General features: G+C 74.8%; 21 protein-coding genes and 1 pseudogene. 4 read left to right on the top strand and 18 right to left on the bottom strand.

The features are described 5' to 3' along the window. The first annotated feature begins 8 nt into the window (after positions 1-8). Complete coding sequence (locus IEZ03_RS30260) at positions 9-1,469, top strand: arylsulfotransferase family protein (RefSeq protein WP_184879588.1); 1,461 nt, start codon at positions 9-11, stop codon at positions 1,467-1,469. Between the two features lie 14 nt (positions 1,470-1,483). Here the strand turns inward: IEZ03_RS30260 and IEZ03_RS30255 are convergent, their stop codons facing one another. The 5 genes from IEZ03_RS30255 to IEZ03_RS30235 all read right to left on the bottom strand — a co-directional run bounded on the left by IEZ03_RS30255 (position 1,484) and on the right by IEZ03_RS30235 (position 7,296). After that, positions 1,484-1,888, bottom strand: coding sequence for an RNA-binding S4 domain-containing protein (locus IEZ03_RS30255; protein WP_184879585.1), 405 nt, complete (start codon positions 1,886-1,888; stop codon positions 1,484-1,486). 12 nt (positions 1,889-1,900) lie between these two features. After that, positions 1,901-2,899: a 1-acyl-sn-glycerol-3-phosphate acyltransferase gene (locus IEZ03_RS30250; RefSeq protein ID WP_184879580.1), complete on the bottom strand. Its 999-nt coding sequence runs from the start codon at positions 2,897-2,899 to the stop codon at positions 1,901-1,903. 1 nt (position 2,900) lies between these two features. Continuing rightward, entirely contained in the window at positions 2,901-3,737 is an 837-nt protein-coding gene (locus IEZ03_RS30245) for a patatin-like phospholipase family protein (protein ID WP_184879577.1), read from the bottom strand. A 145-nt stretch (positions 3,738-3,882) separates the two neighbouring features. Beyond that, complete coding sequence (locus IEZ03_RS30240) at positions 3,883-5,826, bottom strand: glycoside hydrolase family 3 protein (RefSeq protein ID WP_229808683.1); 1,944 nt, start codon at positions 5,824-5,826, stop codon at positions 3,883-3,885. A gap of 480 nt (positions 5,827-6,306) precedes the next feature. Then, a complete protein-coding gene (locus IEZ03_RS30235) occupies positions 6,307-7,296 on the bottom strand; it encodes a DUF2382 domain-containing protein (protein ID WP_184879574.1) in 990 nt (329 codons plus the stop codon). 336 nt (positions 7,297-7,632) lie between these two features. Here IEZ03_RS30235 and IEZ03_RS30230 point away from each other — a divergent pair, with 336 nt between their 5' ends. Then, complete coding sequence (locus IEZ03_RS30230) at positions 7,633-8,730, top strand: matrixin family metalloprotease (protein WP_184879571.1); 1,098 nt, start codon at positions 7,633-7,635, stop codon at positions 8,728-8,730. A gap of 58 nt (positions 8,731-8,788) precedes the next feature. Here IEZ03_RS30230 and IEZ03_RS30225 read toward each other — a convergent pair whose 3' ends face one another. From IEZ03_RS30225 to IEZ03_RS30215, 3 genes are all read right to left on the bottom strand, one after another. Beyond that, positions 8,789-9,364, bottom strand: coding sequence for a class E sortase (locus IEZ03_RS30225; RefSeq protein WP_184879568.1), 576 nt, complete (start codon positions 9,362-9,364; stop codon positions 8,789-8,791). A gap of 237 nt (positions 9,365-9,601) precedes the next feature. Next, on the bottom strand, positions 9,602-10,630 hold the full coding sequence (locus IEZ03_RS30220) for a chaplin family protein (RefSeq protein WP_184879565.1): 1,029 nt from the start codon (positions 10,628-10,630) through the stop codon (positions 9,602-9,604). A 198-nt stretch (positions 10,631-10,828) separates the two neighbouring features. Further along, the gene (locus tag IEZ03_RS30215; protein WP_184879562.1) at positions 10,829-11,767 is read right to left on the bottom strand and encodes a hypothetical protein; all 939 of its coding nucleotides are present in this window, start codon (positions 11,765-11,767) and stop codon (positions 10,829-10,831) included. 310 nt (positions 11,768-12,077) lie between these two features. Between IEZ03_RS30215 and IEZ03_RS30210 the strand changes: the two genes are divergently transcribed. Next, positions 12,078-12,320: a hypothetical protein gene (locus IEZ03_RS30210; protein WP_184879559.1), complete on the top strand. Its 243-nt coding sequence runs from the start codon at positions 12,078-12,080 to the stop codon at positions 12,318-12,320. A 70-nt stretch (positions 12,321-12,390) separates the two neighbouring features. On the opposite strand, the gene IEZ03_RS30205 is transcribed toward IEZ03_RS30210, so the two are convergent. Further along, entirely contained in the window at positions 12,391-13,635 is a 1,245-nt protein-coding gene (locus IEZ03_RS30205; RefSeq protein ID WP_184879557.1) for an NAD(P)-binding domain-containing protein, read from the bottom strand. A 27-nt stretch (positions 13,636-13,662) separates the two neighbouring features. After that, positions 13,663-14,892: a carboxylate--amine ligase gene (locus IEZ03_RS30200; RefSeq protein ID WP_184879555.1), complete on the bottom strand. Its 1,230-nt coding sequence runs from the start codon at positions 14,890-14,892 to the stop codon at positions 13,663-13,665. Positions 14,893-15,020: 128 nt separating this feature from the next. Here IEZ03_RS30200 and IEZ03_RS38740 point away from each other — a divergent pair. Further along, positions 15,021-15,848 (top strand): annotated as a pseudogene (locus IEZ03_RS38740) (glycosyl hydrolase); the annotation flags it as partial. Positions 15,849-16,027: 179 nt separating this feature from the next. Here IEZ03_RS38740 and IEZ03_RS30190 read toward each other — a convergent pair. Genes IEZ03_RS30190 through IEZ03_RS30155 form a run of 8 tightly spaced genes read right to left on the bottom strand, consistent with a single transcriptional unit; the run spans position 16,028 to position 25,710 of the window. Continuing rightward, positions 16,028-17,437: a glycosyltransferase gene (locus IEZ03_RS30190; RefSeq protein ID WP_184879553.1), complete on the bottom strand. Its 1,410-nt coding sequence runs from the start codon at positions 17,435-17,437 to the stop codon at positions 16,028-16,030. Further along, positions 17,430-18,569: a GNAT family N-acetyltransferase gene (locus IEZ03_RS30185; RefSeq protein WP_184879551.1), complete on the bottom strand. Its 1,140-nt coding sequence runs from the start codon at positions 18,567-18,569 to the stop codon at positions 17,430-17,432. The genes IEZ03_RS30190 and IEZ03_RS30185 overlap by 8 nt, the downstream gene beginning before the upstream one ends. After that, positions 18,566-19,360: a YveK family protein gene (locus tag IEZ03_RS30180; RefSeq protein ID WP_184879549.1), complete on the bottom strand. Its 795-nt coding sequence runs from the start codon at positions 19,358-19,360 to the stop codon at positions 18,566-18,568. Before IEZ03_RS30180 ends, IEZ03_RS30185 begins: the two co-directional genes overlap by 4 nt. Beyond that, positions 19,347-20,498, bottom strand: a complete 1,152-nt coding sequence (locus tag IEZ03_RS30175) for a glycosyltransferase (protein WP_184879547.1) — start codon at positions 20,496-20,498, stop codon at positions 19,347-19,349. Before IEZ03_RS30175 ends, IEZ03_RS30180 begins: the two co-directional genes overlap by 14 nt. Continuing rightward, positions 20,495-21,172 (bottom strand): polysaccharide deacetylase family protein, encoded by a 678-nt coding sequence (locus IEZ03_RS30170; RefSeq protein ID WP_184890288.1) that lies wholly within the window; start codon positions 21,170-21,172, stop codon positions 20,495-20,497. Before IEZ03_RS30170 ends, IEZ03_RS30175 begins: the two co-directional genes overlap by 4 nt. Beyond that, positions 21,144-22,859 (bottom strand): lipid II flippase MurJ, encoded by a 1,716-nt coding sequence (locus IEZ03_RS30165; protein WP_184879545.1) that lies wholly within the window; start codon positions 22,857-22,859, stop codon positions 21,144-21,146. Before IEZ03_RS30165 ends, IEZ03_RS30170 begins: the two co-directional genes overlap by 29 nt. Further along, positions 22,856-24,256, bottom strand: a complete 1,401-nt coding sequence (locus IEZ03_RS30160) for an O-antigen ligase family protein (RefSeq protein WP_184879542.1) — start codon at positions 24,254-24,256, stop codon at positions 22,856-22,858. Before IEZ03_RS30160 ends, IEZ03_RS30165 begins: the two co-directional genes overlap by 4 nt. Beyond that, positions 24,253-25,710, bottom strand: coding sequence for a sugar transferase (locus tag IEZ03_RS30155; RefSeq protein WP_184879539.1), 1,458 nt, complete (start codon positions 25,708-25,710; stop codon positions 24,253-24,255). Before IEZ03_RS30155 ends, IEZ03_RS30160 begins: the two co-directional genes overlap by 4 nt. Positions 25,711-25,791 lie beyond the last annotated feature (81 nt).

Here is a 25,791-nt window from a genome sequence, read left to right as displayed (position 1 = left end):
AAGTCGACATGAGCCTCACACGTCGCGGCTTTCTCGTCGCGGGGCTGGCCGGGGGAGCGACCCTCCTCAGCGCCGTCGGGCCCCGCGGTTCCGGCACCGACTCCCGGCCCGCACCGGCCGCCGGGGGCGGGGGCTACGTCACGATGCCGGGCGTTACTCCGCCGCAGCTGAAGGCGCGGCGGCACGGCCGGACTGCGGACGGCCTGCTGTTCATCGCCCCGTTCCGAGGGCGGGACGACGCCGACGCCCTCATCGTCGACGACCGCGGCGAACCCGTCTGGATCCACCGCTCGGACCAACTCGTGACCGACGTGCGGGTCCAGACCTACGAGGGCGAGCCGGTGCTCACCTACTGGGTGGGCGAACGCAGGGAGGGCGGCTACGGGTACGGCGTCGGAGTCGTCCTCGGCCAGGACTACCGGCGCGTCGCCGAGGTCCGCACGGGCAACGGCGTCCAGGGGGACTTCCACGAGTTCGTGCTCACCGACCGCGGCACGGCGCTGTTCATCGCCTATCCGGAGGTGGCCGCCGACATGCGGCCGATCGGCGGCCCGCGCGACGGGCGCGTCCTCGACAACCGGGTCCAGGAGATCGACGTCCGGACGAGCGAGGTCCTGCTCGACTGGAGCGCCCTCGACAATCTCGACCTCACCGAGACGCTCACTCCGCTGGCCGAGAACGCCGACGGCACGCCGGGCAAGCCGTTCGACCCGATCCACGTCAACTCGATCCAGGACGACGGGGACACCCTGCTCCTGTCGGCGCGCAACTCCTGCGCCCTTTACTCGCTCGACCGCCGGACGGGCGCCGTCCGCTGGCGGCTCGGCGGCAGGCGCAGCGACTTCCCGCTAGACGGGAAGGCGAAGTTCGCCTGGCAGCACGACGCCCGCCGCCAGCCGGACGGGACGATCTCGCTCTTCGACAACCAGATCACCAACCCGGGCGACGGCCCGTCCCGGGGGATGATCCTGGACGTCGACGAGGAGGCCCGGGAGGTGAGGCTCGTCCAGGAGTTCACCGACGGCCGCACCTTCGGGCAGTACATGGGGAACATGCAGCTCCTGCCGGGCGGGAACGCGCTCGTCGGCTGGGGCTCGACCGGGGCGGTGACGGAGTTCACCGGCGACGGGCGGCCCGCCCTGGAGATGACCGGCGTCGGGGACGGTTCGTACCGCGCCTACCGCGCCCCCTGGAACGGCCGGCCCGCGACGGGCCCCGCCGTGGTGGCGGCCCCGGTGGGCGACGACCGGATGCGCGTCCACGTGAGCTGGAACGGCGCGACGGGCGTCGCCGCGTGGCGGTTCCACACCGGATCGGCCCCGTCGAGCCTGAGCCTGGCGATGGCGGGGTCGGCGCGGCGGACCGGCTTCGAGACCGCCGCCACCGTCCCCCGGGCGCGGTACGTCGTGGCGGAGGCCGTCGCGGTGGACGGCTCGTCCCTCGGCCGCTCCACGCCCCGGACCGTGTGACCGGGTGAGCCCGGTCAGTCCTGCTCGGGCGGGTTGTTGAGCGTGCGGTAGCGGTCGAGGACGCGTTCCAGCTCGCGGCGCTCGCGCTTGGTGGGGCGGCCCGCGCCGCGCTCGCGGCGGCCGACCGGGATGAGCGCCTCGCGCGGCGGCGGGGGCGGGCTCTTGTCGATCAGGCACTCGGCGGCGGCCGGCGCCCCGACCCGCTTGCGGATGACCTTCTGCACGACGACGATCCGCTCGCGCCCGTCATGGCGGAGCCGGATCTCGTCGCCGGGCTTCACCGACGTGGACGGCTTGGCGCGCTCGTCGTTCACCCGGACATGGCCCGCGCGGCAGGCGGTCGTCGCCATCGAGCGGGTCTTCAGCAGGCGCACGGACCAGAGCCACAGGTCGACCCGCACGGTGCCCTCATCGCCCATGGGTCCATGATGTCACTTCGGTACGGGTTCCTTGCGGGCGCTGATCCAGGCGTCCGCGCGTTCCCACTGCGTGTAGAGCCAGTCGGTGCGGGCCTCGCGGTCGCGGGGGACGTCCTCGGCGGGGATCCGCCACCAGCGGGCCTGGACGTCCCCGGTGAGCGGGACGTGCCGCCAGATGTCGCCGGGCGTGGCCATGTGGTCGAGGCCGACGTGCGCGACGAACACGACGTCGGCGGACGGCGCGGACTCCAGCGCGGCCAGCACGCCGCCGGGGCGGGGCGGCATCAGGTTCCGCATCCGGGCGGCGCGCTCCGCCTCCCGCACGCGGCGGAGCCGGGCCAGCCGCCGGATCGCGCGGCGGCGGCGCTCCGGGGAGAAGTTGCCGCCCTCGGGGAAGATGACGAGCGCGTCGCGGGGGCCGAGGCCGGCGGCGAGCCGGGCGATGTCGTCGACGGCGCCGCCGCCGGGCGACACCCACGCGTTCGGCATGCGGTTCGCCGCGATGTCGATGCAGGGGTCGAACTGGAGCATCGCCTTCATGACCACGCGCGGCCGCCGCCGGTAGTCGGCGAGCAGGTGGTGGACGAGGAGCAGCGCGTCGCCGGGGCCCGCGTGCCGGCTGAGCACGATCAGCGGCCGGTCGCCGTCTCCCGCCTCGCCCGCGTCGTCCCGTCCGGCCTTCCCCTCGGCCGCGCCCTCGATCACCAGCCGCAGGCCGAGCCGCCGCTCCGCCGCCGCGTACAGGCCGGCGACGTAGCGGGCGATGATGTCGTAGTGCCGGTCGTCGCGGGTCCGCCGGCGAAGCCACAGCCACCCGCACTCCAGCACGGCGGAAGACTCCCGCGTCCCCCACACGAGCGCGAACCAGAGCAGCCGGGCGGCGCGCTTGCGCTCGCGGCCGAGGACGTACGCGACCGCGTAGGCGACCGGGAACACCACCACGACCAGCAGGGTCAGCGCGAACAGGAGCGGCGTCAGGAGCAGGCGGCGGACGACGGGGGGAGGCAGCATGTCACGCTCGTTCTTTGAGGTACTCCAATGATGCCTGGTAGGCGCGTTCGATGTGGACGCGGATTCCCGCCACATTCCGGTACCTCATCTGGGCGAGGTCGACCCCGGACTTCTGCGGCGCCGTGCCCGCCGGGAGGACGTGGACGTCCAGGTCGTCCGGCAGTTCCGCCATCTCCTCGAAGAAGCGGTGCCGCCGCGCGATCTCGAACGCGACCATGCCCACCTCCCAGGGCCGGCGCGGCGGCGGCAGGTCGCGCTCGATCCGCCCGACGTGCAGGACGTAGACGGTCGTGGCGCCGAGCATGACGGCGCGGCCGACCGGGATGCTGTGCACGAGCCCGCCGTCGAAGTAGTGCCGGTCGCCGACCCGGACGGGCGGCAGCAGTCCCGGCACGGCGGACGAGGCGAGCACCGCCGGGGTGAGCGGCCCGTCCGTGAACCAGTGCGCCATCGCCGTCTCGATGCCCGCCGCGACGCACTGGAACGGGACGGCCAGCTCCTCGAACGTCCGGACGGGCAGCAGCTCGTCGAGCATCCGGTGCAGCGGCTCGTTCGAGTGCAGGTGGGTGCCGGAGCGGGCGAGCGTCCACAGCCGCGACCAGACCCGCGCGCCGAACACGTCGCGCACGGAGTCGTCCGACCACAGCCCGGTGAGGCGCTCGACGGCCGTGTCCGGCGAGGCGGCGATGAACGCGCCGTTCACCGCCCCGATCGACGTGCCCACGACGAGGTCCGGGCTGATGCCCATCTCCCGCAGCGCGCGCAGCATGCCGACCTCGTGCGCGCCGAGGACGCCGCCGCCCCCGAGCACGAACGCCACCCGCGGCTCCCGTTCCACCCGCCCTCCTTCGAACGCTGAGGGCAGCTTCTCCCCCTAGATCCACCGTAAACGGGGCAAGCGCCGCGGACCGTCCGCGAACCGGGAGCGGGCCGGCCGCCCAGAGGTGGTGGGCGGCCGGCCCTGGCCCCGTGAAGGGACTGACTCAGTGGTGGTGGCCGCGGCGGGTCCGCAGGCCGTACCCGTAGGGGAACAGCGGGTCGTAGTCCCGGTCGCCGACGTTGATCGGCTCCTGGTCCTCGCTGCGGGGCCAGCTCACCGGGAGGCGGCCCTGGAACGGGCGCTTGCCGAACAGGACGTCCGCGACGCCCGCGCCCTCGCCGCCGGGCAGCCAGGACATGACGAACGCGTCCATCTTGGACAGCCGGTCGGTGACGATCTGCGGGCGGCCCGCGACGTCGAGGACGACGCAGGTCTCGATCGCGCCGCACACCTTGTCGATGTTCGCCTTGTCGGCGTCGGACAGGTTCAGCGTGTGCCCGTTGCCGACGTCGCCGACGCCCTCGGCGTAGGGCGTCTCACCGACCACGACGACACCGACGTCGCTGCCGGACGTGGGCGTTGAGGCGTCCGCGCTGTAGGTGACGTTCTTGGAGTACTGCTCGATGCCGTCCAGGATCGTCGTGCCGGGGATGATGTCGCCCGACTGCCCCTGCCAGGTGACCGTCCAGCCGCCGGCCTGGTTGCCCATGTCGTCGGCGTTGACGCCCGCGACGTAGACGTCCGCGTTCCGCTTCAGCGGCAGCGCGTGCCCGCGGTTCTTCAGCAGGACCTGCGATTCGGCGACGGCCCGGCGGGCCACCGCCCGGTGCGCCGGCGAGCCGATCGTGTCCGCGTACCTGCGGTCGGTGTACGGCCGCTCGAACAGGCCCAGCTTGAACTTCGCCGCCAGGATGCGGCGCACGGCGTCGTCGATGCGCGACATCCGCACGCGTCCCGCCCGGACCTCGGCCAGCAGCGTCTCGACGAACTGCGGAGCGCTGTAGGGCTCCATGAACATGTCGACGCCCGCGTTGACGGACGTGCGGACCTGCGACGCGTAGTCGCCGGGGATCTGCTGGATGGCGGCCCAGTCGCTGATGACGAAGCCGTCGAACCCGATCTTGCCCTTGAGGACGCCGGTCAGCAGTTCCTTGTGCGCGTGCATCTTCACCGGGTTGCCGACGCCGTCCTCCTTCCAGTCCACGCTGGAGAACGACGGCATGACGCTGCCGACGCCGTACTTGCGAACAGCCGTGACGTACGGCGCGACGTCGATCTTCATGAACGTCCGGCGGTCGGTGACCGTGACGCCCTGGTCGATGGTGTAGTCGCCGGTGGTGGACGAGCCGAACACCGTGTCGCCGTCACCGGCGTAGTGCTTGACCGTGGCGAGGACGTGCTCCGGCTTCCGCATGTCCGACGGGCGGCGGCCCTGGAAGCCCTCGATGCCCGTCTCCATCTGCCCGACGAGCTCCGGCGTCTCGCCGTACGCCTCGTACGACCGGCCCCAGCGCAGGTCGCGGACGACGCAGACGCACGGCCCGAAGATCCACTGGGGCCCGGTCGCCCGGGTCTCCTTCGCGGTGATCGCCTGTATCTCGCGGACGAGACCGGGGTTGCGCGCCGCGCCCATCCCGATGTTGTGCGGGAAGACGGTCGCGCCCACGAGGTTGCCGTGGCCGTGCACAGAGTCGATCCCGTACAGCAGCGGGATCCGCAGCCGCGTGGCGAGCGCCTTCTCCTGGTAGGCGTCCACCATGTCGGCCCAGCCCGCAGGGGTGTTGTCGGCGGGGACCGAGCCGCCGCCCGACAGCACTGAGCCGAGGTTCAGCGCGGTGATCTGGTCGCGGTCTCCGTCGACGGCGCCGCGTTCCGCCTGCGTCATCTGGCCGACCTTCTCTTCGAGGGTCATCCGGCGGAGCAGGTCGTCCACCCGTTTCGGCACGGGGAGCCGCTGGTCGAGATAGGGGGCACTGGCGGGAGCGGCGGGCTGGCCGTCGGCCGCCGCGGGCGGTGCCGCGATGGCCGACGGCAGGGCGGTGATGGTCGCGAGCGCGACCAGCGACCGTCCGATCCGGGTGCCGACGCGTCTGGTGGGGTGTCGCAAGTCGTCCCTCCTGGGTCGCTTCCTCGACGCCGCGCGGCCCGGCGGACCGCACGCCGGAGCCCGGGGTCATGGCTCGCCCGGACGGCCATGACCCCTGCGCCGGTGACGTCGTCACCCAGGAACCTCCCCCGGCTCCCACTACCTGTCAAGAAACCTAACTATTTCCCGGCGACCCTTTGTTCGCGGCGTGAAAGGGACGGTTGACAGAGATCAACTTCGCGCGTTATGCGGACGCGTCGAGACGCTGGTGGGCCGGGCCCGGATCGGCCGCGGCCCGCCCGCCGCGCGGGCCGCCGGCGGGCGCCATATGAAACCCCCGCCCCAGCCGACCCGATGGCCACACCCGGTCACCCCCCGAGGGGCGCCCGCGCCGGGGCGCACGAACGGGCGCCCGGCCGGCCGGCGGGTGGGGCGGCTCGGCCGGGCGCGTCCGTTCTCCAGAGATGGCACTCCCGCACACGGTGAAATCGGTGGGCTTGGTCAGGTGCGCGGCTCCTTCTCGGTGGGGATCTCGTCGCGCGTCACCTCGATGCGCTCCTTGCGGATCTCGCCGCGCACCGTCTGCTCGTCCTGCACCTGGTCGGTGCGGATCCGGATGCGCTCCACCGGGACGGTCTCCTTGGTGACGACCGGGCGCTCCTCGTACAGGATGATCTCCTGGTCGTCCTCGGAGAGCGACACGTTCGAGCTCGGCTCGCCGCCCGCGATCGGCTCGCGGTCGATCCGGATCTCCTCGTGCGAGACGGGGATCGTGTGCTCGACCATCTCGGTCTCGACCCACTTGTGCACCCGGACCCGGCCCGACTCGTGCCGTTCGGTGCCGATGCGCAGCCGCTCCTCCGACCGGGTGATCTCGGTCATCGGGGCATCGGCGCCCTCGCGCGCCGACTGCGGCGGCGCGGCCTGCCGCTCCCGCCCGCCCTTCTCGGGACGGACGGCCATCCCGGCCGCGCCCGGGGCGCCCTGCGTCTCCGGCTTGCCCGCGGCGCCCTGCGAAGCGGCCTCGCCCTGCGCCCCGGCCCTGCCCTGCGCGCCCTCCTTGCCCGCCGCGCCCGCGGTGTCGCCGCCCTTGGCCGTCCTGGCCTCCTCGCCGGCGACCTCGCGGTCCTCGTCCGTTCCCTGCTGGGGCCCCTGCTCGCCCGTCCGGCGGCCGCCCGGCGGACGCACGCCGTAGTGCCGGTACAGGTCCACGATCTGCGCGTGCGAGAGGTGCTCGTCCGCGTCCACGTTCGGAGCGCCCTTGATGGTCTCCTTGTCGTACGGGACCTGGAGGGCATCCTGGTTCCTGCGCGTCCCGGCCAGGGGCACGAAGCTCTCTCGCATCCCGAACCATCCGGTGTGCACGGTCACCCACTCCGGCGACCCGGAGTCGTCGTTGAGGTAGACCTGCTTGATCGTGCCGACCTTCGTGCCGTTGGTGTCGGTCACGCTCATGCCCATGAGTTCCCGCACCTGTGTCTGCGCCTGCACGTTGAACACCTCTGCTCTCGTGAACGCTGCCGGTCGGCGGAGAGTGAGGGGAGGCGGTACCCGCCACTCGGTAGCGGTGGATTGCCGGAATACTTGCTGGGTTACCAAAATGACCCAAAATAAAACGCGTTTGCGGGATCATGGAAAATGATTTACCAGCCGCATACCCCGAGCACCCGGCGGCAGCTGGCCGCTATTTCCGCAAATAGTCCGATGGTGCCATTTTTGCGAGGGCCGAAATGCAGGCGATGGTGATCATTTTAGGAAGTCGCGGTTTTTCTTTCCGCCGTCCGCGCAAGACTCCGAAAAGACGCTTCCAGACATCGGAGAACTGATATGCACGGATATTCACGCGAGTTCCGGCGGGCGGCGGTCACGGCGGCGGTGGCCGCGATGGTCGTGGGGACGGTGACCGCCGGGGCCGGCCCGGGCACGGTGACCGCCGACCCGGGCCCGGTCGGCCCGGGGAATGTGACCGCCGGGACCGGCCCGGTCGGGCCGGGCACGGTGCACGCCGGGGCGGGCCCGGTCGGCGCCGGCCCGCGGCCGCCCGCCTGGTGCAAGCCCGGCGGGACACTGCAGACCCGCGCGATGCCGCGACACGTCAAGATCGCCGACTGCGATCTGCGCGGGCGGACCGTGCGCGGCGTGAACGGCATCACCGCGGTCGTCCCGGCGGACGGCACCTCGCTCGTCGCGCACGCGCTGCGCACCACCGGGGGCGGCGCCGAGCTGCGCATCGACGTCGACGGCCGCACCGGCCGGGTCAGCTTCAGCACGTCCGACGAGCGGGTGCCGCAGGGCCGGCCGCGCGGTGCCCGGGCCCCCGCGAACGCGTGCCAGGACGGCGCGTACCGCCTCGAAGGCAGCAGGTGGCCGCGGGGCTCCACGGTCCTCTGGCGGCACTACCCGGGGCAGCGCGGGCTCCCGGTGAACGGCATCATCCGGGGCGTCTCCAACATGGCCGGCGCCCGCACCGACTGCGCCGCGGGGGGCCGGTTCAGCCCGTCCCCGAACGTGAGCACGCGGCACGCGGGACGGGCCGCCGCCGCCCCGGACATCACCAGGAACGCCGGCTGCGGGACCCGCGACCGGTCCAACACGTTCGGCTGGCTGGCCATGACCGGCGCGGGGAGCAACATCCTCGCCGCCACCTGCGTCTGGTACCGGGGCAGCAGCACGCTGGAGACCGACATGGCGCTGCAGGAGCAGGGGAAGCGCTGGTGGTCGGGAGGGTCCTGCACGGCCGGGAGCTACTCGACCGAGGCCGTCGCCACCCACGAGGCGGGCCACGTCCTCGGCCTCGGGCACGTCGGAGGGGCGAACCACACCCGCCTCACGATGGCGCCGTCCGTCGCCGCGTGCGACAACGGTCTCGCCACCCTCGGCAGGGGCGACTACAACGGGCTGATGGCGCTCTACGGCGCGCGCTGAGCGGGTGCCGGGCGGGTGCCGGGCGGACGCGTTCCGCCCGGCGTCCGGCCGTCCGGCGTCAGCCGGCGGGCTTCTTGTGGCGGCGCACGCCGACGACGACGAGGCGGTACCGGTCCGACCCCTTCGGGGTGCAGGTGATGAGCGAGATGTACTCGCCGTCGGGCGCGCTGCGCCGGACGAACGGCACGGGCTCCAGGACCCGCCGGTCCCTCGCCTTGATGACGTGCGTGCTCCGCGCCGTGTAGACGTACGACATGCGCCCGGCGCGCAGGACGATCCGGTCGCCGCGCCGCACCTTGTCCAGGTCGTGGAAGGGGCGCCGCCAGGTCGTCCGGTGGCCGAACAGCACCGTGTTCCCCTCCTGCCCGGGAAGGGCCGTCCCCGGATAGTGGCCGACGGCGTACCGCAGCACCGCCTGGCTGACGCCCTCCTTGACCGTGGCCTTGAGGCCCATCCGCTTGATCTGGATGTCCGCGATCACCGAGCCCTTCTTCGGCCGCTCGGGTGCGGCGGCGGGAGCGGGCGCGGCCGCCTCCGCCCGCGCCTGCGGGGCGCCGAGCACGGAAAGGCCGCAGCAGGCGGCGAGGGCCGCCGCGGCGAACGGCCTGCGGTCGAGCAGCTTGCGGTCGAGCATGTCTACCTCCATCGATGCGGGGGCGCTGGGGAAAGGGGTGCCGGAAAAGCCGCGGACAGAGAAAAGGCCGGACAGCGAAAAGGCCGGACAGGGAAAAGGGGCGGCACGTCTGCCGCCCCTCCCCCGTGGAGTCCTTCCCGCCTCCGTCCCGGGCCGGGCCCGTGCGGGCCCCGGGTGCACACCGGGCGGGAAGGGCTCGTCACCGGCGCGGGTCGTCACCCGCGCCGATCAGGGCCTTCAGTGCAGCGCCGTACCGAGGTTCACCGGCTGGCCGCCGTCCGCCGACAGCTTCGGCCCGATCTCGCCCGGCTGGACGTCCAGCCCGGGGACGGGCGCGCCCGTCCGCTTGAGCGTGCCCATGAACTGCTGCACCGCGGGCAGCCCGTCCGCGCGCCGGTAGTCGGGCGTGGCCGCGGCCATGCGGTGCGCGTTGCCCCGCTGCGTCGACGGCAGCGGCTTCTTCCCGGCGGCGGGCCGGTTCTTGGCCGGCTTGTACGCCTTGCTCTTCTTCTTCGGCGGCGTCCGCAGCGTGGGCGGCAGCTGCGGGTCACCGCGCTCGACGGACGCGCCGCCCTCGCACTGCGCCTGCGCCAGGGCCAGGACGGCCGCGACGGAGTTGCCGCACACGCTGATCGGCGCGTTGACCGGCAGGAAGACCTGGTTGCCGTTCAGCGCCCCGACGTTGCCGGCCGAGGCCTGGTTCACCTCGGGCCCGCCGCGCTCGACGGACGCGCCGCCCTCGCACTGGGCCCCCGCGGCGGCGAGCACCGCGGAGACCGCGTTGCCGCAGACGCTGATCGGCGCGTTGATCGGGGCGTACACCTGGTTGCCGTTGCCCAGGCCGACGTTGCCGTAGCTCAGCTGGTTCAGCTCGCCGCCGCCACCGCCGTGGCGGTGGTCCCCCCGGTCGGCGCCGCGGTAGCCGTTGCCGGACCCGCCGGATCCGACCTGCGCGCCGCCGGTGCACTCGGCCTGGCTGAGCCCGGCGATCGCGATGGCGTTGCCGCACACGTCGATCGGGACGCTGATCGGCGCGAACACCTGGTTGCCGTTGCCCAGCCCGACGTTGCCCGCCGACGCCATGTCGACGTTGCCGAAGCCGCCGTGGCCGAAGCCGCCCTGCCGGGCGCCGTCGTACATGCTCCCGAAGTCGCCGGGCAGCGTGGCGGCCCCCGCGGTGCCGGCGGAGCCGAAGGCGGCGCCGGCGACGACGGCACCCGCGGCCACCAGGGCGGCGCGGCCGGTGTTCCTTGCCCACTTGCGCATGGTGTTGCTCCTGTTCGCATTGGTGAATCGGTGGTTCGCTGCGCGCCTTGCAGGTGAGCGCAGCCGGCAGGGGCCCGATGGGCCGATGCCGCTGGAGGATGGACCGTGGAGTCGATCACCGGGGTGATCGGGGACGGGCGGCGCGCGTCAGCGCGGCGCGCGGGCCGTCGGGAAGGGGCCGCTTCGGGCCGGGTGCCCCTAGTCGGGGACGACGGAGGGGCCGCCGGGCGCGGACACGTCGGTCAGCGCCGTGCGGTGGAAGGTGCCCGGCTCGACGGCGGGCGGTGCCGCGGGGTGCCGGTTCTTGAGCAGGTCGGCGACCGGCGTGAAGGTGTGCCCGCCGGAGCCCGCACCACGCGGGTTGTCCTGGCCTGAGGGCAGGGCCGGGTCGGCCGGGTGCCGGTCTTCCTGGCATCCGGTGCAGTGACCCGGTGCGTCGTCCGCCGCGGCGGCGCCGGCGAGGGACGACCGGGCGGCGGGGGCGGCCTCGGCGCCGGCGGGCGGCTCCTCGCCGCTCGCGCGGGCCTCGTCGTCCGCCGGCGTCTCCGGGGTCTCACCGGTCTGCGGCTCGTCGTCCGGGAGGCCGGGCCGCACGTCGGTGATGCCCTGCACGAGCTCGCCCCCGAGGGGCGCGGTCGGCCGGACCCCGGCGATCTCCACGCGCGGGACGCCGGCCGCGTCGGCCAGCCCCCGCACCTGCTGGACGGCCTGGTCCTTGCCGTCGAACACCTCGTGCCGCCGCTCCTGGAGGAACCGCACGGGGTCGTGCTCGATGTCCCGCAGGCGGTCCGGCACCCCGGAGATCTCCCGCTGCCAGGCCCCGAGGGCCCGGAGCCGGCGGTCGCCGTTCTCCCGCACCCGCGCCGGGACGGCGCCGAGCACGGGCCGGACGCCGGCCTGCGCGGGGGCGAGCCCCTGGAGCGCGGGAGCGGCCTCGCGGACGGTGCCGTCCCCCGGCACGGCCACGCGCGGCCCCGGCTGGGCGGCGGACGCGGAGTCGGTCAGCGCCGCCATGGCGAGCCAGCCCGCGACGGCGAAACCGGTGATGGCGATCACGCGGACGAGAACGAGGACGACGGCATGCCGCGGACGACCCTGGGGGCTGTTCGCCCCTCGGTGGATCGGTGCGGACTCCACTGCCGGTTCTCTCCTCGCATGGTCCGGTGCCTTCGGAACGGCACGAACGTAGCACCATGGAACGCGCGATCAATGAGTCGTTGCCCGGTCTTCCGGCGCGTCCCCGAATCATTTACCCGGGCATGAATTCCCGTTTCCCCGGCGCGGAATTTCCCGCCCGCTAGAGCCCGTTTCGTCGCCCTTTGCAGCCTTTTATGGGCCGGTGCCAGGTCCTGCGGCGGAATCCGGGAGAAGCATGGTGGGCGGTATCCGTTGCGCTACGCTCTGCGAGCATCCGGTCACGGAGGCCACCCGCCCGAGGAGCATGCCGATGCCCGACACCCCGTCCGCGCTCGCGCGCCTGCGGCCGGCGCGCCGCCGGCGCCCCCGCCGCACGCTCGTCACCCGCACCGAGGTCCGCGTCCTCGTCGTCCCCGTCGTCCCCGAAGCTCCGGGCACCCGTGCGGAGCGGCTCCGGTCCGGGGCCTGGACGCTGTACTCCCGCTGGGAGTGGTGGCTCGCCAAGGCGCGCACCGACCGCGCGCGCCGAGCCGCGCACCCGTACCGGCGATGACACCCGTACCGGCGGTGACGCGAGCGGCGGGCCGCCCGGACGGGCCGCCCGCCGGCCGGAGGAGGATCCTTCACCGCACGTCGGGCTCCAGGACGGCGGCGTGCCGTCCCGCGGACGGCCGCCTGCGGGGCGTCCGCCGGATGATGTGGTGCGCGATCCGGCGGGCCGCGAAGTCGGCGCCGTGCACGAACCGCATGACCGGCCCGAACGTCGGCGCCGCGGCGAGGCCCGCGAAGTACAGCCCCTGCAGGGACGACTCGAAGTCGCGGCTGAGCACCGGCGCCCCGTGCCGGGTGGTGACGCGGGCGCGCAGCTCCGGCGAGATCATCGTCAGCCGGGCCACGTCCGGGACGAACCCGGTCGCGGCGATCACGTGCTCCACCTCCGTCACCAGGCGCCGCCCGGTGCGGTCGACGGTGGTGAGGGCGAGGCCGTCCTCCTCCTCGACGACCTTGGCGATCCGCCGGCCCGTCGAGACGCGGATGCGGTCGTCCAGCCGGTCGCGCAGCCACCACGAGCCCGCGGGCGGGAGCGTCTCCCGGACGAGCCGGTCCCGGGTGGCCTCCGGAAGGTGCCGGACGAGGCCGGGCTGCTCGGCCCACAGCCACGTCCGGTAGCCGGTGCCGAGCCCCGATCTGGGGCCGCCGCGCGCCAGCTTCCAGAGCGAGCGCCTCGCCTCGGGCACCGTGTTCCAGTCGAGTTCGGCGCGGCGGGCGATGACGTGCGGGCGGGCGCCCGCGTCCGCGAGCAGGACCGCGGTCTCCAGGGCGGACTGCCCGGCGCCGACCACCGCCACCTCCTTGCCCGCGAACAGGCCGAGTTCGTGGTGGGCGCTGCTGTGCGAGACGAGCCAGGACGGCAGGCCCGCCAGTTCGTCCGGGATGTGGGCGAACGGGCCGACGCCGACGGCGGCGACGACCGTGCGCGCCGCGATCGTCTCGCCGGTGGACAGCGTGACGGTGTACCCGGCCCCGCCGCCGCGCTCGACGTTCACGACCTCCGTGTTCTCGGTGCCGGGGATCGCGACGGCGGCGAACCAGCGCCCGTAGGCCACGAACGTGTCCAGCGGGATCGGCTGCCCCAGCCGCCAGTCCGGATGGCGGTCGGTGAAGCGCATGCCCCGGTGCGGCGCCCCGAGGCTGGACGCGAACGGTTCGGACTTCAGGTACATGCCGGCCGGCATGTTCTCCGCCCAGAACCGCATCGGCTGCCCGATGATCCGGACGCCCAGCCCGAGGTTCTGCAGGTGGGCGGCCGTCGACAGGCCGTAGGGCCCGGCGCCGGCGATGACGACGTCACTGGCCGAGTCGCTCATTGTTCGATCCCCCGTGTGAGTGTGGTGTTACCTGGTGCGGAGCCGCTCGACCGCGCGGAGCACGCTCTGCCGGCCCATCGCGAGGAAGGGCGGCAGGTCGTCGCCTGCGTACCAGGCGAACTCGTCGGCCTCGCGGAGCGGGCGGAGGGTCCTCGGCCGCAGCAGCGGCCGGCCGGCGGCCTGCTGGAGGTAGTGGTTCTCCACCAGCAGGTTGCGGCCGAACGCGGGACGCGCGCCGGGGACGCGGCGGCCCGACTGGTGCAGGTGCAGGACGCGGGCGAGGTCGAGCCCGGCGCGGTCGGTGAACAGCCGGAACTGCGCGCCGATCCGGGGGTTGAAGTCGAGCAGGTGGTAGGCGCCGTCGCCGGCGTCGTAGCGGAAGTCGAGGTCGACGAGCCCGCGGCAGCCGAGCAGCCGGACGATCCGGACCGCGAGCCGCCGCAGCTCGGGGTTGGGCACCCACTCCCCGGCGACCGTGTGCCCGGCCTGCGGCGGGTGCGCGAGGTGCTTGCGGCCGGTCCCGCCGAACAGGCAGCCGAGGGACTCGTCGAAGTAGCCCTGGAAGAACCAGTCGCCGGTGGCGGTCGGGATGCGCCGCTGCAGGATCAGGGGGCCGGCGTCGCCGTCCGGGTCGCGGTCGCGGGCGGCGCCGAACAGCCGGTGCGCCGCGCCGAGGGTGCGCACGACGGTGGTGCTCCGCATGCCCGGGGCGAGCCGCCACGGGCGGGCCCACTTGGCGATCAGCGGGAGGCCCAGGTCGGCGGCGGCCTCGTCCACCTCGCGGGCGGACGCGGGCGTCCGGCTCGGCGGGAAGGTGATGCCGTGCCGCTCGCACGCCTCCGCCAGCAGCGCCTTGTCGGCGACCAGGCGCGGGACGCCGGAGTCCTGGTGGGGGAAGACGAAGTGGGGCGCCAGTGCGTCGGCGTGCTCGGCGATGAAGATCGCGCCGGCGTCGTCCACCGGGACGAGCAGCGCCGGGCCGCCGATCCGCTCGCCGACCACCCGCAGATGGCTCAGCAGCGCGGCCGGCCGCTCGGCGGGCGGGGCCCACGGGTGCCCGCGGTAGAGGTAGCGGGAGCGGGACGCGGGGTTGGCGCGCCCCTCCAGGATCGCGTGCACCGGCACGCCGGCGCGGCCCAGGCTCCTGATCACGCCGAGCGTCCCGTGGTGGAACACGTTGCGGTCGGTGCGCAGCAGCAGGACGGGAAGGCCGGCGTCGAGGCGCGTCCCCGGCGGGGCCTGTGTGTCGAAGAACATGCGGTCAGCGGACCCATTTCAGCGAATTGTGGGGCACGACGCCCTTCCGAAGATCCGGAAACGTAAATTATGGCGCCGCCCGCCCGGTCCCTTTGTTCGGTGGCGGACACCTTGGGCATACCATACGCATGCGAGCTCCCGATATCCATTCGGCGGGGCGGCCGTGCGGGCGCCGACGAAAATGGACAATTCCGTTCTGTCCACTCCCTTCCTTTTTGGCCGTGTCGGTCATGATGATGGCGCTCACCGCGTCGACATTGGCGACATGGCCGTTCACTCCGGCGGTGCAGAAAACACGGAAGTACGTGCCGCTGGGGGCTTTTCTCGGTTCGGGCGAGGACGGCGTCGCACGGGTCGGCCCGTTCCAGCGGTGGCTCGGCTCCACGGTGACGGTCGGGCGCACCTACCTCCCGGGGAACCACTGGGCCGACATCGACGGCCCGCCGCGGATGCTCGACGTGTGGGCGCGGTGGAAGGCGGCCGACCCGCGCCGCATGCTGGTGGTCAACGTCCCGATGATGGCGCCGAACGAGAGCGGGCTGCCGGAGCCCGTGGTGCGCTCGCTCCTGCGGGGCGGCGCGGCCGGCGCGTTCGACGGCCACTACCGCACGCTCGCCGGGCGCCTGGTCTCCCTCGGGGCGGGCGACTCGGTCATCGTGCTCGGCTGGGAGATGAACGGGGAGACCTACACCGGCCGCTGCGCCCCCGACCCCCTCGTCTGGAAGGCGTACTGGCGGCGGATCGTCACGACGATGCGGGCGGTGCAGGGGTCGCGCTTCCGTTTCGACTTCGCGCCGACGCGGGGACGGGACGCCATTCCGTGGACCGAGTGCTATCCCGGCGACGACGTCGTGGACATCATCGGTTCCGACAGCTACGACCAGCCGGCGGGCGAGTCGTTCGAGGATTTCGTCAACGAGGAGCACGGGCTGCGCGCCCAGGCCGAATTCGCGGCCGCGCGCGGCAAGCCGATCTCGTTTCCCGAGTGGGGCCTGTTCCGCAATTCCGACAACCCGGAATATGTTCAGGGAATGCACGACTGGATCATGTCGCACGATGTCGTGTACCAGACGATCACGGACTACTGCCCGCACGGCGTGTGGGCGTGCGGGGGCAATCCGCGTTCCTCCCACGTCTACCGCGAGCTGTTCGGCGGGGTGACGGCCCCGGAGCCGTCCCCGGCGCATCCCGCCGTACCGACGCCCGGGACCTGGCCGCCCGTGCCACCCACCACGCCGCCCTCCTCGCGACCCTCCGCGCCGTCCGCCGAGCCGTCCGCGACGCCTTCGCCCAGGGCTCCTTCGCCGCGGGCGCCGAGCAGGCCGCCCGCGACCGCCCGCACGTCCCCGAGGGCCTCGTCCGGCGTCTCGCCGAGCCCCGCGACCTCGCGGGTGACGGCGGCCAGCAGCGACAGCGTCCGCGCCACGTCGTAGGCGGCCGACGCGGCGGCGGCCTCCCGTCCCTCGCGCTCGGCGAGCCCGGGGACGAGGAGCCGCACCGCGATCTGGTCGGCGAGCGCGGCGGGGTCCTCGACGGGCACGAGGGCCCCCAGTCCGGGCCGGACGACCTCGCTGATGCCGGGGACGTCCGTCCCGACGAGGGGACGCCCCGTGGCGAGGGCCTCCAGCGCCGTCAGCGGCAGCCCCTCCCACCGGGACGGCAGGACGACGACGTTCGACGCGGCCAGCCAGGGCCGCGGGTCGGCCACGGCCGGGACGAACAGCACCCCCGGCACGGCCTGCCGCTCCAGGGCGCCGAGGTCCTCCCCGTCGCCGACGATGGCGAGCCGGGCGTTCGGGCAGCGCTCGATGACGTCCGGCCAGGCCGCGAGCAGGACGTCCTGCGCCTTCTGGCGGGTGAGGCGGCCGACGCAGACGGCGAGCGGCGCTCCGGCGGGGAGGCCGAGGCGGGTGCGCGCGGCGCGCCGGGCGTCGTCGCCGGCGGGCGCGAACCGCCGCCGGTCCACGCCGTTGCGGACGAGCCGGTAGGGGCCGCGGACGCCGGCGCGCCTCCCCTCTTCCAGTTCGCCGTTCCCGACGCAGATCAGCGCGTCGCTCCGGCGGGCGGCGAGCCGTTCCCAGCACCGGCTGACGAGGACCTGCGGCCCGGTGGCGGCGAGCCACGACCAGCCGTGCGGCTGGAAGATCACGGGCGTGCCGCGGCGGCGCACCAGCCGTCCCGCCAGGCCCGCCTTGGCGGAGTGCAGGTGGATCACGTCCGGTGCGAAGCTGCGCACCAGGCGGCGGAGGCGGAGCGCCTCCGGCAGCGTCCGGGGGCCGGGGGCCCGCCCGGCGGGCCACCTGAACCAGGGCACGCCCGCCGCGGCGCACCGTGCGGACAGGTCTCCGCCTGGCGGCGCGGCCACCGCGACGTCCCAGCCGCGCCTGCGCTGGTCACCGGCCACCTGCGCGACGTAGCCGGCGACCCCGCCCGCGGTGGGCCAGCTGACGTGCAGCACGCGCAGCGGCGCGGCTCCGCCGGAGCCCTCCCCCGCGTCGGCCTCGGCCCCGTCTTCAGCTCCGTCTCCAGCTCCGTCTTCAGCCATGGCCTCCCCACCGCCCGTGCCGCCGGGCGGCCAGGTGCGCGCGGGTGCGGGCCAGGCCGGCGAACGCGGCCGCGGAGGCGGTCCGGCCGAGGATGATCCGCTGGTTCTGCACCGGGGTCGGGCGCCATTTCAGCTTGTAGGGCTCGTCGCCGCGCAGCAGGCTCACGCCCTGCCGGTTGCGGTCCCGCGCGAGGGCCAGGTTCTCGCGCAGCAGCATCAGCGAGACGTCCACGGAGGCCCGCAGGTCGGGGATGGACCCGTACAGGTAGGCGCCGACGTACCGGTGGCCGATCAGGACGAGGTCGGCGGCGACGAGCCGCCCGTCCCAGCGGTACTGCAGGACGGCGGCGCGCCCGTCCCGGACCATCCCGCTCGCGGCCTCGGCCAGGTGGCGCCGGAACCGGTCGCGCGTGTGCTCGGGGTTGACGGGACGGCCCCGCCACTGCCGGAGGTGCAGGTCCACCAGCGCGTGGACGGCGTCCGGCACCCCCTCGTACGGCACGGGCTCGACGGTGATGCCGCGGACGTCGACCTTGCGGAGCTTCGCGCGCATCTTCCCGGCGGTGCGGCGCGGCAGCCGCGCGAGGACGTCGTCGATCCCGGCGGCGGGCAGCTCCAGGCAGACCGAGGACGGCATCCGCCACGACCGGCGCGGCCACTGCTCCGCCACCAGCTCCGCCGCCGACCCGGGGCGGACCTCGCGGAGGTCCAGCGCGCACCAGCCGTGCTCGTCCAGCAGGGCCCGGGTCAGGTACCGCACGGCGCCGTCGGCGTACACGGGGTCGATGAGGAAGTCGGTGAAGTCGCTCTGCTCCCCGGCCAGCGGCAGGAGGACCGGGAAGCCGTGCCGGACCCCGGCCATCAGCGGCGCCGCCGCGACGACCCGGCCGCGGCACCGGACCAGCGCCAGGCGGAGGCGGCCGCTCGTCCCGTACCAGCCCCACCAGGCCTTGAGCCATTCGTACGTCTGGAACGGCGTCGCCGCCGGGCAGCGGTCGTACAGGTCGCGCAGTTCGCCCGCCAGGCCGACGAGCGCCTGCTCGTCGCGGTGCACCTCCACCGACCACTCGGCGGCGGAGGGCGCGAACGCGGCGGGAGCGGCATTGCCGCGGGTGAGACCGGACAGGCTCACGATCCCACCCCCGCGCGGTCGGCACCGGCCGGTGCCGCCGTCTCGGCGGTGCTCCTGGCCGGGGCGCCGGCGGACGGGTCCGGCACGGCGACGCCCTGGCGGCGGGCGGCGGCCGCCCGCCCGCGCCGGCCGCTGAGGACGGCGGCGCTGAGCCCGGCGAGCAGCCCGCCGGACACGGTGCCGACGAGGACGTCCAGCGGCGGGTTCGGCGACACCGGCGCGGCCGGCGGCTGCGCGGGCGTCATCAGCGCGACACGGACCCCGGTGTCGGCGCGGTGGGCCGCCCCGTACCGGATGAGCGCGTCGGCGGCGGCGTTGGCGTACGCGGCGGCGTCGCGCGCGGTCCGCCCGCTGCCCGCGAGCCGGATCAGCGGCGTGTCCGGCGAGGTGGACGCCTGGACGTGCTCGCGGGTGGCGCCGGGCGCCGTCGCGGGCAGCCGCACTCTGGCGTGTTCGAGGGTCTCCGGCATCGGGGCGAGCCGCCCGTACGCCTGCGCGAAGCTCACCGCCGCGGGCCCGGACTGCCCGCCGGCCGCGTCCTCCTCGACGACGATCACGAAGGCCGCCGCGGTGTAGGTGGTGGGTGCGAGCAGCCCGTACCCGAGACCGCCGAGGAACCCGGCCACGACGAACGCGATGGGCAGCCGGAAGCGCACGAGCAGCGCGACGGCCGGCCGGCGGGCGCGCCCCGCGGCCACGACGATCGCGCGCCGCGGGCGGCGGCGCACGGGCTCGCCCGGCGGCCGGACCCGCCTCCCCGCGGGTCTCCGCTTGGCATCATGTTGCGGCATCGTGCGCCCTTTCTCGGGTCGGAGCGCCCTCGCGGAAGGACGGCTCGGAGACGGTGGTCAGGCCGTCCTCGTAGAGCCGGGCCAGCCGGGCGGCCTGCTCGGCGATGGCGTACCGGGCGACGACCGGCGGCACCGGCGTCCGCTCCCGGGGCCCGCGCGTGACGCGTTCGAGTTCCGCGCTCCAGATCCGCGCGTCGGTCGGGAGCCGCCGCGCCTGCGGCGCCTCACCGGGCGGGCGGTCGTCGAGGGCAGGGCAGGTCGTGTACAGGACGGGGAGCCCGGCGGCCAGCCCCTCCAGGACGGCGAGGCCGAACGACTCCTGGACGGACGGGGCGGCGAGCACGTCCATCGCCGCGAGGGCCCCGGCGACGTCCGAGGTGCCCCCGGCGAAGAGCACCCGGCCGGTGGCGCCGAGGTCGCGGGCCAGCCGTTCCAGCCGCGCCCGCTCGGGGCCGGTCCCGACCAGCAGCAGCCGGACGCCGCGCAGCGGCGCGACCGCCTCGACCAGCAGGTCGAACCGCTTGGTGGGGACGAGCCGCCCGACGGCGCCGACGATCCGCTCGTCCGGGGCGATGCCGAGCCGCCGCCGGGTCGCGGCGCGCCGCGCGGCGTCGAACGCGAACCCGGCGGCGTCGATGGCGTTCGGGATCACGACGATCCGGCCCGGCCGCACCCCCCAGCCGCACAGCCGGGCGGCCACGGTCGGCGACACCGCGACGGTCGCCGAACCGAGCCGCTCCGTCGCCCGGTACAGAATTCGGACGCCGCGTGACGGGACGCGGCCCTCGATGTGGCCGTCGCCCAGCGAGTGCTCGGTCGCGACGATGCGGGGCGTGCCCGCCATGCGGGCGGCGATGCGGCCGTAGACGCACGCCCGGTACAGGTGCGTGTGGACGACGTCGTACCGCCCCCGCCGGATCAGCCGCGCGAGCCGGGGCAGCGCCGCCAGGTCCCGGTTGTGCCGCATCCCGATCTCGTGGACGGGGACGCCCGCGGCCCGGAGCTGGGCGCCGAGCGTCCCGGTGCGGGTGAGCGTCGCGACCTCGCAGGCCACCGGCAGGTGGCGCAGCAGCAGCACGAGCTGGCGTTCGGCGCCGCCGTGCTCCAGCCCGGTGATGACGTGCAGGACCCGGGTCACACGCGGCTCCGGCTGCGCAGTTCGTGGCGGAGGAGCTTGGCGCGCATCCGCAGCGGCCCGTCCCGGTCGCCGACGTAGGCGCGGGGCAGTGCGTGGCGGGACGCCTCGTCCGGGCGGATGTGGCAGGCGTAGTCGTAGCCGGCGGCGCGAGCCGCCTCGACCTCCCGCTCCGTGGCGTGCCCGTAGGGGAAGGCGAAGCCGGTGACGGGCCCTTCGACGACCTCCTCCAGGCGGGCGCGGCTCTCCTCCAGCTCCTCGCGGAGCTCGGTGTCGTCGGTCTCCGGCAGCGACACGTGGTGCCGGCCGTGCGAGGCGATCTCGATGCCCGCGGCGGCGACGGTGCGGAGCTGCTCGTCCGTCATGAGGGGTTTGCGGGGGCCGTCGTCCCACGCGTTGTAGGTGCCGGTCCGCCCGGACACGATGAACGCGGTCGCGCCGAACCCGTACCGCACCAGCACCGGGAGGGCCCTGGTCGCGAAGTCGGCGTACCCGTCGTCGAACGTGAGCCCGACGAGGCCGCGCTCCCGCCCCGCGGCACGGGCGTCCAGCAGCTCCGCCACGCCGACGCCGCGCAGGCCGCGCGTCCGCAGCCACGCCATCTGGCGCTCGAACCGCGGCGGGGACACCGTCACCAGGTGCGGGTCCTCACGGAAGTGGTCGACCGAGTGGTACATCAGCACCAGCGGCGCCCGCCGGATCCTCTCCGCCGGGCGGATCCCGCCGGGCCGGGCGGTCTCGGTCAGGTGTGTCGTCGGTTCGGTGGGCTGGGTCACTGGTCTCCCCCGAGTCGGTGCGGAAGCGGCGTCCGAGCGCGCCGGACGGTCCCGCGGTGTGCCATGAAGCGGTGATCCATGAGGCGACGGGGCCGGGTCCCGCCAGGACGGTCAGGACGGCGAAGGCGGCCGCGGTGCCGGCGGCGCCGGCGGCCAGCCGGACGACCGCGGGCGTCCCGGCGCCGAGCACGGCGTCCGTGCCGAGGCCCGCCGCGCATGCCCCGGCCGCGATGAGCATGAGCCGCAGGACGTCCGCGGCGATCCTGCGCAGCGGGACCGGCGCGACGTCCGGCCGCAGCCCGGCCAGCAGCAGGACGGCGGCGAGCGTGATCCCGGCGGCGTTCGCGGCGGCCAGCGCGAGCGTCCCGGCGGACGCGGCGAACGCGGCCCCGATCGCGGTGGTGACGGCGAGGCCCGCGGCGATGAAGGCGGCCGGGCGCCACGTCGGCCGCCGCTGCGCGAAGAAGGCGCGTGCGGCCAGGCCGACCGCCGACTGCCCCCACAGGCCGAGGGCGTAGACGCGCAGGATGGCCGCGGTGCGCCGGGTGTCGTCCGGCGTGAACTCGCCGTGCTCGAACAGCACCTTGATGACGGCGGGCGCGAACGCGATCAGGAACGCCGCCGCGGCCAGCACCATCGCGCTCGCGACCGCGAGGTCCTGCCGGATGCGGTGGGCGACCCGGGCGGTGTCGCCGTCCGCCATCGCGCGGGCGAGGCTGGGGAACGTCACCGTCACGATCAGCAGCGACAGCACCATCGGCACCTGCGCGACCTTCTGCGCGTAGTTGAGGTGCGAGATCGACCCGGCGGCGAGTTCGGAGGCGAAGAAGCGCTCGACGAACACCTGCGCCTGCCGGGTCACGGTGTAGACGACGATCGGCGCGACGGCCAGCAGCACGATGCGCGGCTCGACGTCCCGCTCGCGGGCGGCGGGCGGCGCGGCGGGCGACGCGCGCAGGCAGCGCACGAAGGCGGGCGCCTGCACGGCGATCATCAGGACGCTGCCGCAGGCGACGCCGACGGCCGCGGCGGTGATGCCGACGAGGCCCGACAGGCCGGCGAGGAACGCGAGGATGCCGACGTTGTAGGCGAGGTAGATCGCGGCGGGCGGCCCGAACCGGTGGTGGGCGCGCAGGGTCGCGCTCATGAACCCGGCGACGCCGAACGTGACGACCGTGACGGCCGTCAGCCGGAAGCACCGGACGGCCGCGCCGCGCTCGGCGAGGCCGGGCGCGAGGACGTCCACCACGAAGGGCGCGGCGGCCACGAGGACGAGCGCCCCGGCGGACAGCGCGATGACCAGGCGGGGCAGCGCCGTCCCGACGAGCGCCCGCGGGCCGTCGCCCCGGGCCAGCAGCCGGGTGACGACGGGCACCATGAGCAGGGCCATGGCGTCCTCGATGAGCAGCGGCGAGACGGTCTCCGGGATCGTCCACGCGACGAGGAACGCGTCGGTGTCGGCGCTCGCGCCGAACAGGTGCGCCACCAGCAGGTCGCGGACGAACCCGAGCCCGGTGCCGGCGCCGATCAGCACGCCCGACAGGGCCGCGGCACGTCCCACCGAGGTGGCGCGGGCGGCCGGGGTCATGGCCGCGCCTCCGCGCGCCCGTGCTCGGCGAGACCTCGCTCGGCGAGACCGTGCTCGCCCAGCTCGCCGAGCGCCCGGCACGCCACGATCCCGAGGACGATCGCGAACAGCGCGCAGGTCGGCCCGCCCAGATCGGCGTACAGGAAGTTGACCAGCAGGAACGCCATCAGCGACACGCTCACCAGCCAGAACGGGTCGCGGACGCGGCGGCGCGTCCACAGCCCGGCGAGGAGCACGCCGATCATCGCCGCGAGCCCCGCGAGGCCCACCACGCCCTGCTCGGACAGGAAGAGCAGGTACTCGTTGTGCGGCGACAGGAGCGGCTGCCGGATGTACCCGTGCACGGGGTCGGCGGTCTCGCTGCCCGACGACAGCTCGATCCCGGCGTAGGAGTCGCGGTAGGCGGGGAAGTTCTTCGCGCCGACGCCGGTGACGGGGTTGTCCTCCCAGATCCGCACGGCCGCGGCCCACAGGTGGTAGCGGTCCGCGACGGACCGGTCGGGGTCGCTGATCGACGCGGCCATCGACCCGGCGCGGTCCAGGACGGCCGCGGACCCGCCGCCCGCGAGGACGGGCACCACGAGCAGCAGCGCGCCGCAGCACGCCAGCACCTTCGCCGCCGTCCACCGGTCGAAGACCACCAGGGTGAGGACGGCGGCGGCGCCGAGCGCGAGCCACGTCCCGCGGCTGAGCGCCAGCGCGAGCGCGAGCGCCAGCACGCCGAGCCCGAGCAGCGCGGCCGGGAGCGCGGCGCGGCCGCGGCCCGGCGCCCACAGCGCGAACACGGTCAGGATGAGGAACGCCATCCCGGCCACGATCGACATGGCCATCACGTCGACCGCGCCGAACGTGCCGACCGCGCGGATGTTCTCCCCGTTCAGCGACGCGCCGTTCCCCGTGACCGACTGCCAGATCCCGTAGCCGGCCTCCCCGAGCCCGAGCGCGAGCACCGCCGAGCAGACGATCGCGAGGTCGCGGCGGTCCCGGACGAGCAGGACGACGGCCAGCGGCACCAGCACGAACAGCTGCACGTTCCGCACGAAGCCGGGCAGGCTGGCGAGGATGTCGGCCGAGCACACCGTGCTGACCCCGAACGCGGCCACCAGCGGCCCGAACGCGGGCAGCGCCGCGGACGGCATCGTGACCCGGCGGGTGACCAGCAGGAACGCGGCGGCCGCCACCAGCAGGACGCTCGCGACGTCCCCGGCGGCGACCTGGACGCCGGGCCGGAACGCCTGCGAGCCGGACGGGATCGCGATGCTCGCGACCGCCGCGGCCACGAGCCAGCTCGGCCGCCCGAGCGACGCCCGGACCGCGCGGGCCGCCTGGGCGGTCCTCCGCGGCCTGCTCACCGGAGCCGCCTCGGACCAGGCGAGGGGGGAGGCGTAATGGGTCATCCGGCGTCCCTGCACAGCATCGCGCGGGCGGTCAGCAGCAGGATCTTCAGGTCGCCCGCGAACGACCAGTGGTCGATGTAGTGGTTGTCGAGCCTCGCGCGCAGCTCGATGGACGTGTCGCCGCGGAACCCGTGGATCTGCGCCCAGCCCGTCATCCCGACCGGGACGCGGTGCCGCAGCAGGTAGCCGGGGCAGCTGCGCGAGAACTGCTCCACGAAATGGGGGCGCTCCGGGCGCGGGCCGACCAGGCTCATGTCGCCGCGGATGACGTTCCACAACTGCGGGAGCTCGTCCAGCGAGGTCGCCCGCAGGAACCGCCCGACCCGGCCCATGCGGTCGTCGTCCTTGACCGTCCAGCGGGTGTCGGACTCCTGCTCGTCGGCCGGCTTCAGCGTCCGCAGCTTCAGCAGCACGAACTCCTCGCCGCCGAGCCCGATCCGCCGCTGCCGGAACAGCACGCCGGGGCCGCCCTCCAGCCGCACGGCGAGCGCGCACAGCGCCAGCACCGGCGACACGGCGGCCAGGAGCGCCGAGGCCGCGACGAGGTCGAGGAGCCGCTTCGCCCACCGGGCCGCCGGCTCGCGCAGCCGCCAGTCGACCCGCGCGCACGGCAGCCCGGCCAGGTACTCCCGCCGCGCCGGCGCGACCGGGACGACGTGCGATGGCGGCTGCACCAGCAGCGTCTCGCACGGCAGCCCGAACGAGATGCGCAGCACGGCGTCCAGGTGGCCGGGATCGACGTCCTCGGCGACCACGATCAGCATGTCGATCCCGTGCTCCTCGACGAGCGCGGGCAGGTCGGAGGTCTCCCCGAGCACGGGCGCGACCGCCCCGCCCGTCCCGCTGTCCGGGTCCGCCGCCGCGACCTGCCCCACCGCCGCGAGCCCGAACTCGCCGCGCTCGCTCAGCAGGGCGACCAGGTGCGCGGCCGTCCCGCCCGTCCCGACGACGAGGGCCGGGCGGGCGCGGGATCGGCGGCAGCGGTACGTCCTGACCGCCGCGTTCGCGAACGCGCGGACGCCGAACGACACCGACACCGTCACCACCGCGATCCACAGCCACGCGGCCGCGGCGCCGCGGGCCGGCCCCGGCAGCAGCACCGCCGCGAGCGCGCCGACGAGCAGCGTCCGGACCAGCAGCGCCGGCGCCTCGGCGAGCAGCGAGGGGCTGCGGCGCGTCCGGTACAGGCCGCCGGCCGCGTTGCACGCGACCGCGGCCACGGCCGCCGCGCCGGGCACGACGACGCCCGCGGCGGGGCGGAACACGGCGACGGCCATCGCCGAGCCGTCCGCCGCGGCGAGGCACACCGGGTACAGGACGGCCAGGATCCGGGGGCCCACCGGGCCGCGGCGACGCGGGACGACCGGCGCGAGAACCGCCACGGGCCCGCCCGGCGCGAGATCCGCCGGGGCCGCACCCGAGTCGATGGTGGGACTCAGCCCCTGGGCTCTCATCGCGCGTCCCTTCAGACAAGAACTCACCCGGGAGGTGACTTTGCGGGGCCGTCGCGGGCGGCCACGACCCAGCATCGCAGC

Origin of the sequence: Actinomadura livida (assembly GCF_014648675.1) — a bacterium.
Taxonomy (GTDB): Bacteria; Actinomycetota; Actinomycetes; order Streptosporangiales; family Streptosporangiaceae; genus Spirillospora; species Spirillospora livida.
This window is presented reverse-complemented; position numbering and strand designations above follow the sequence as displayed.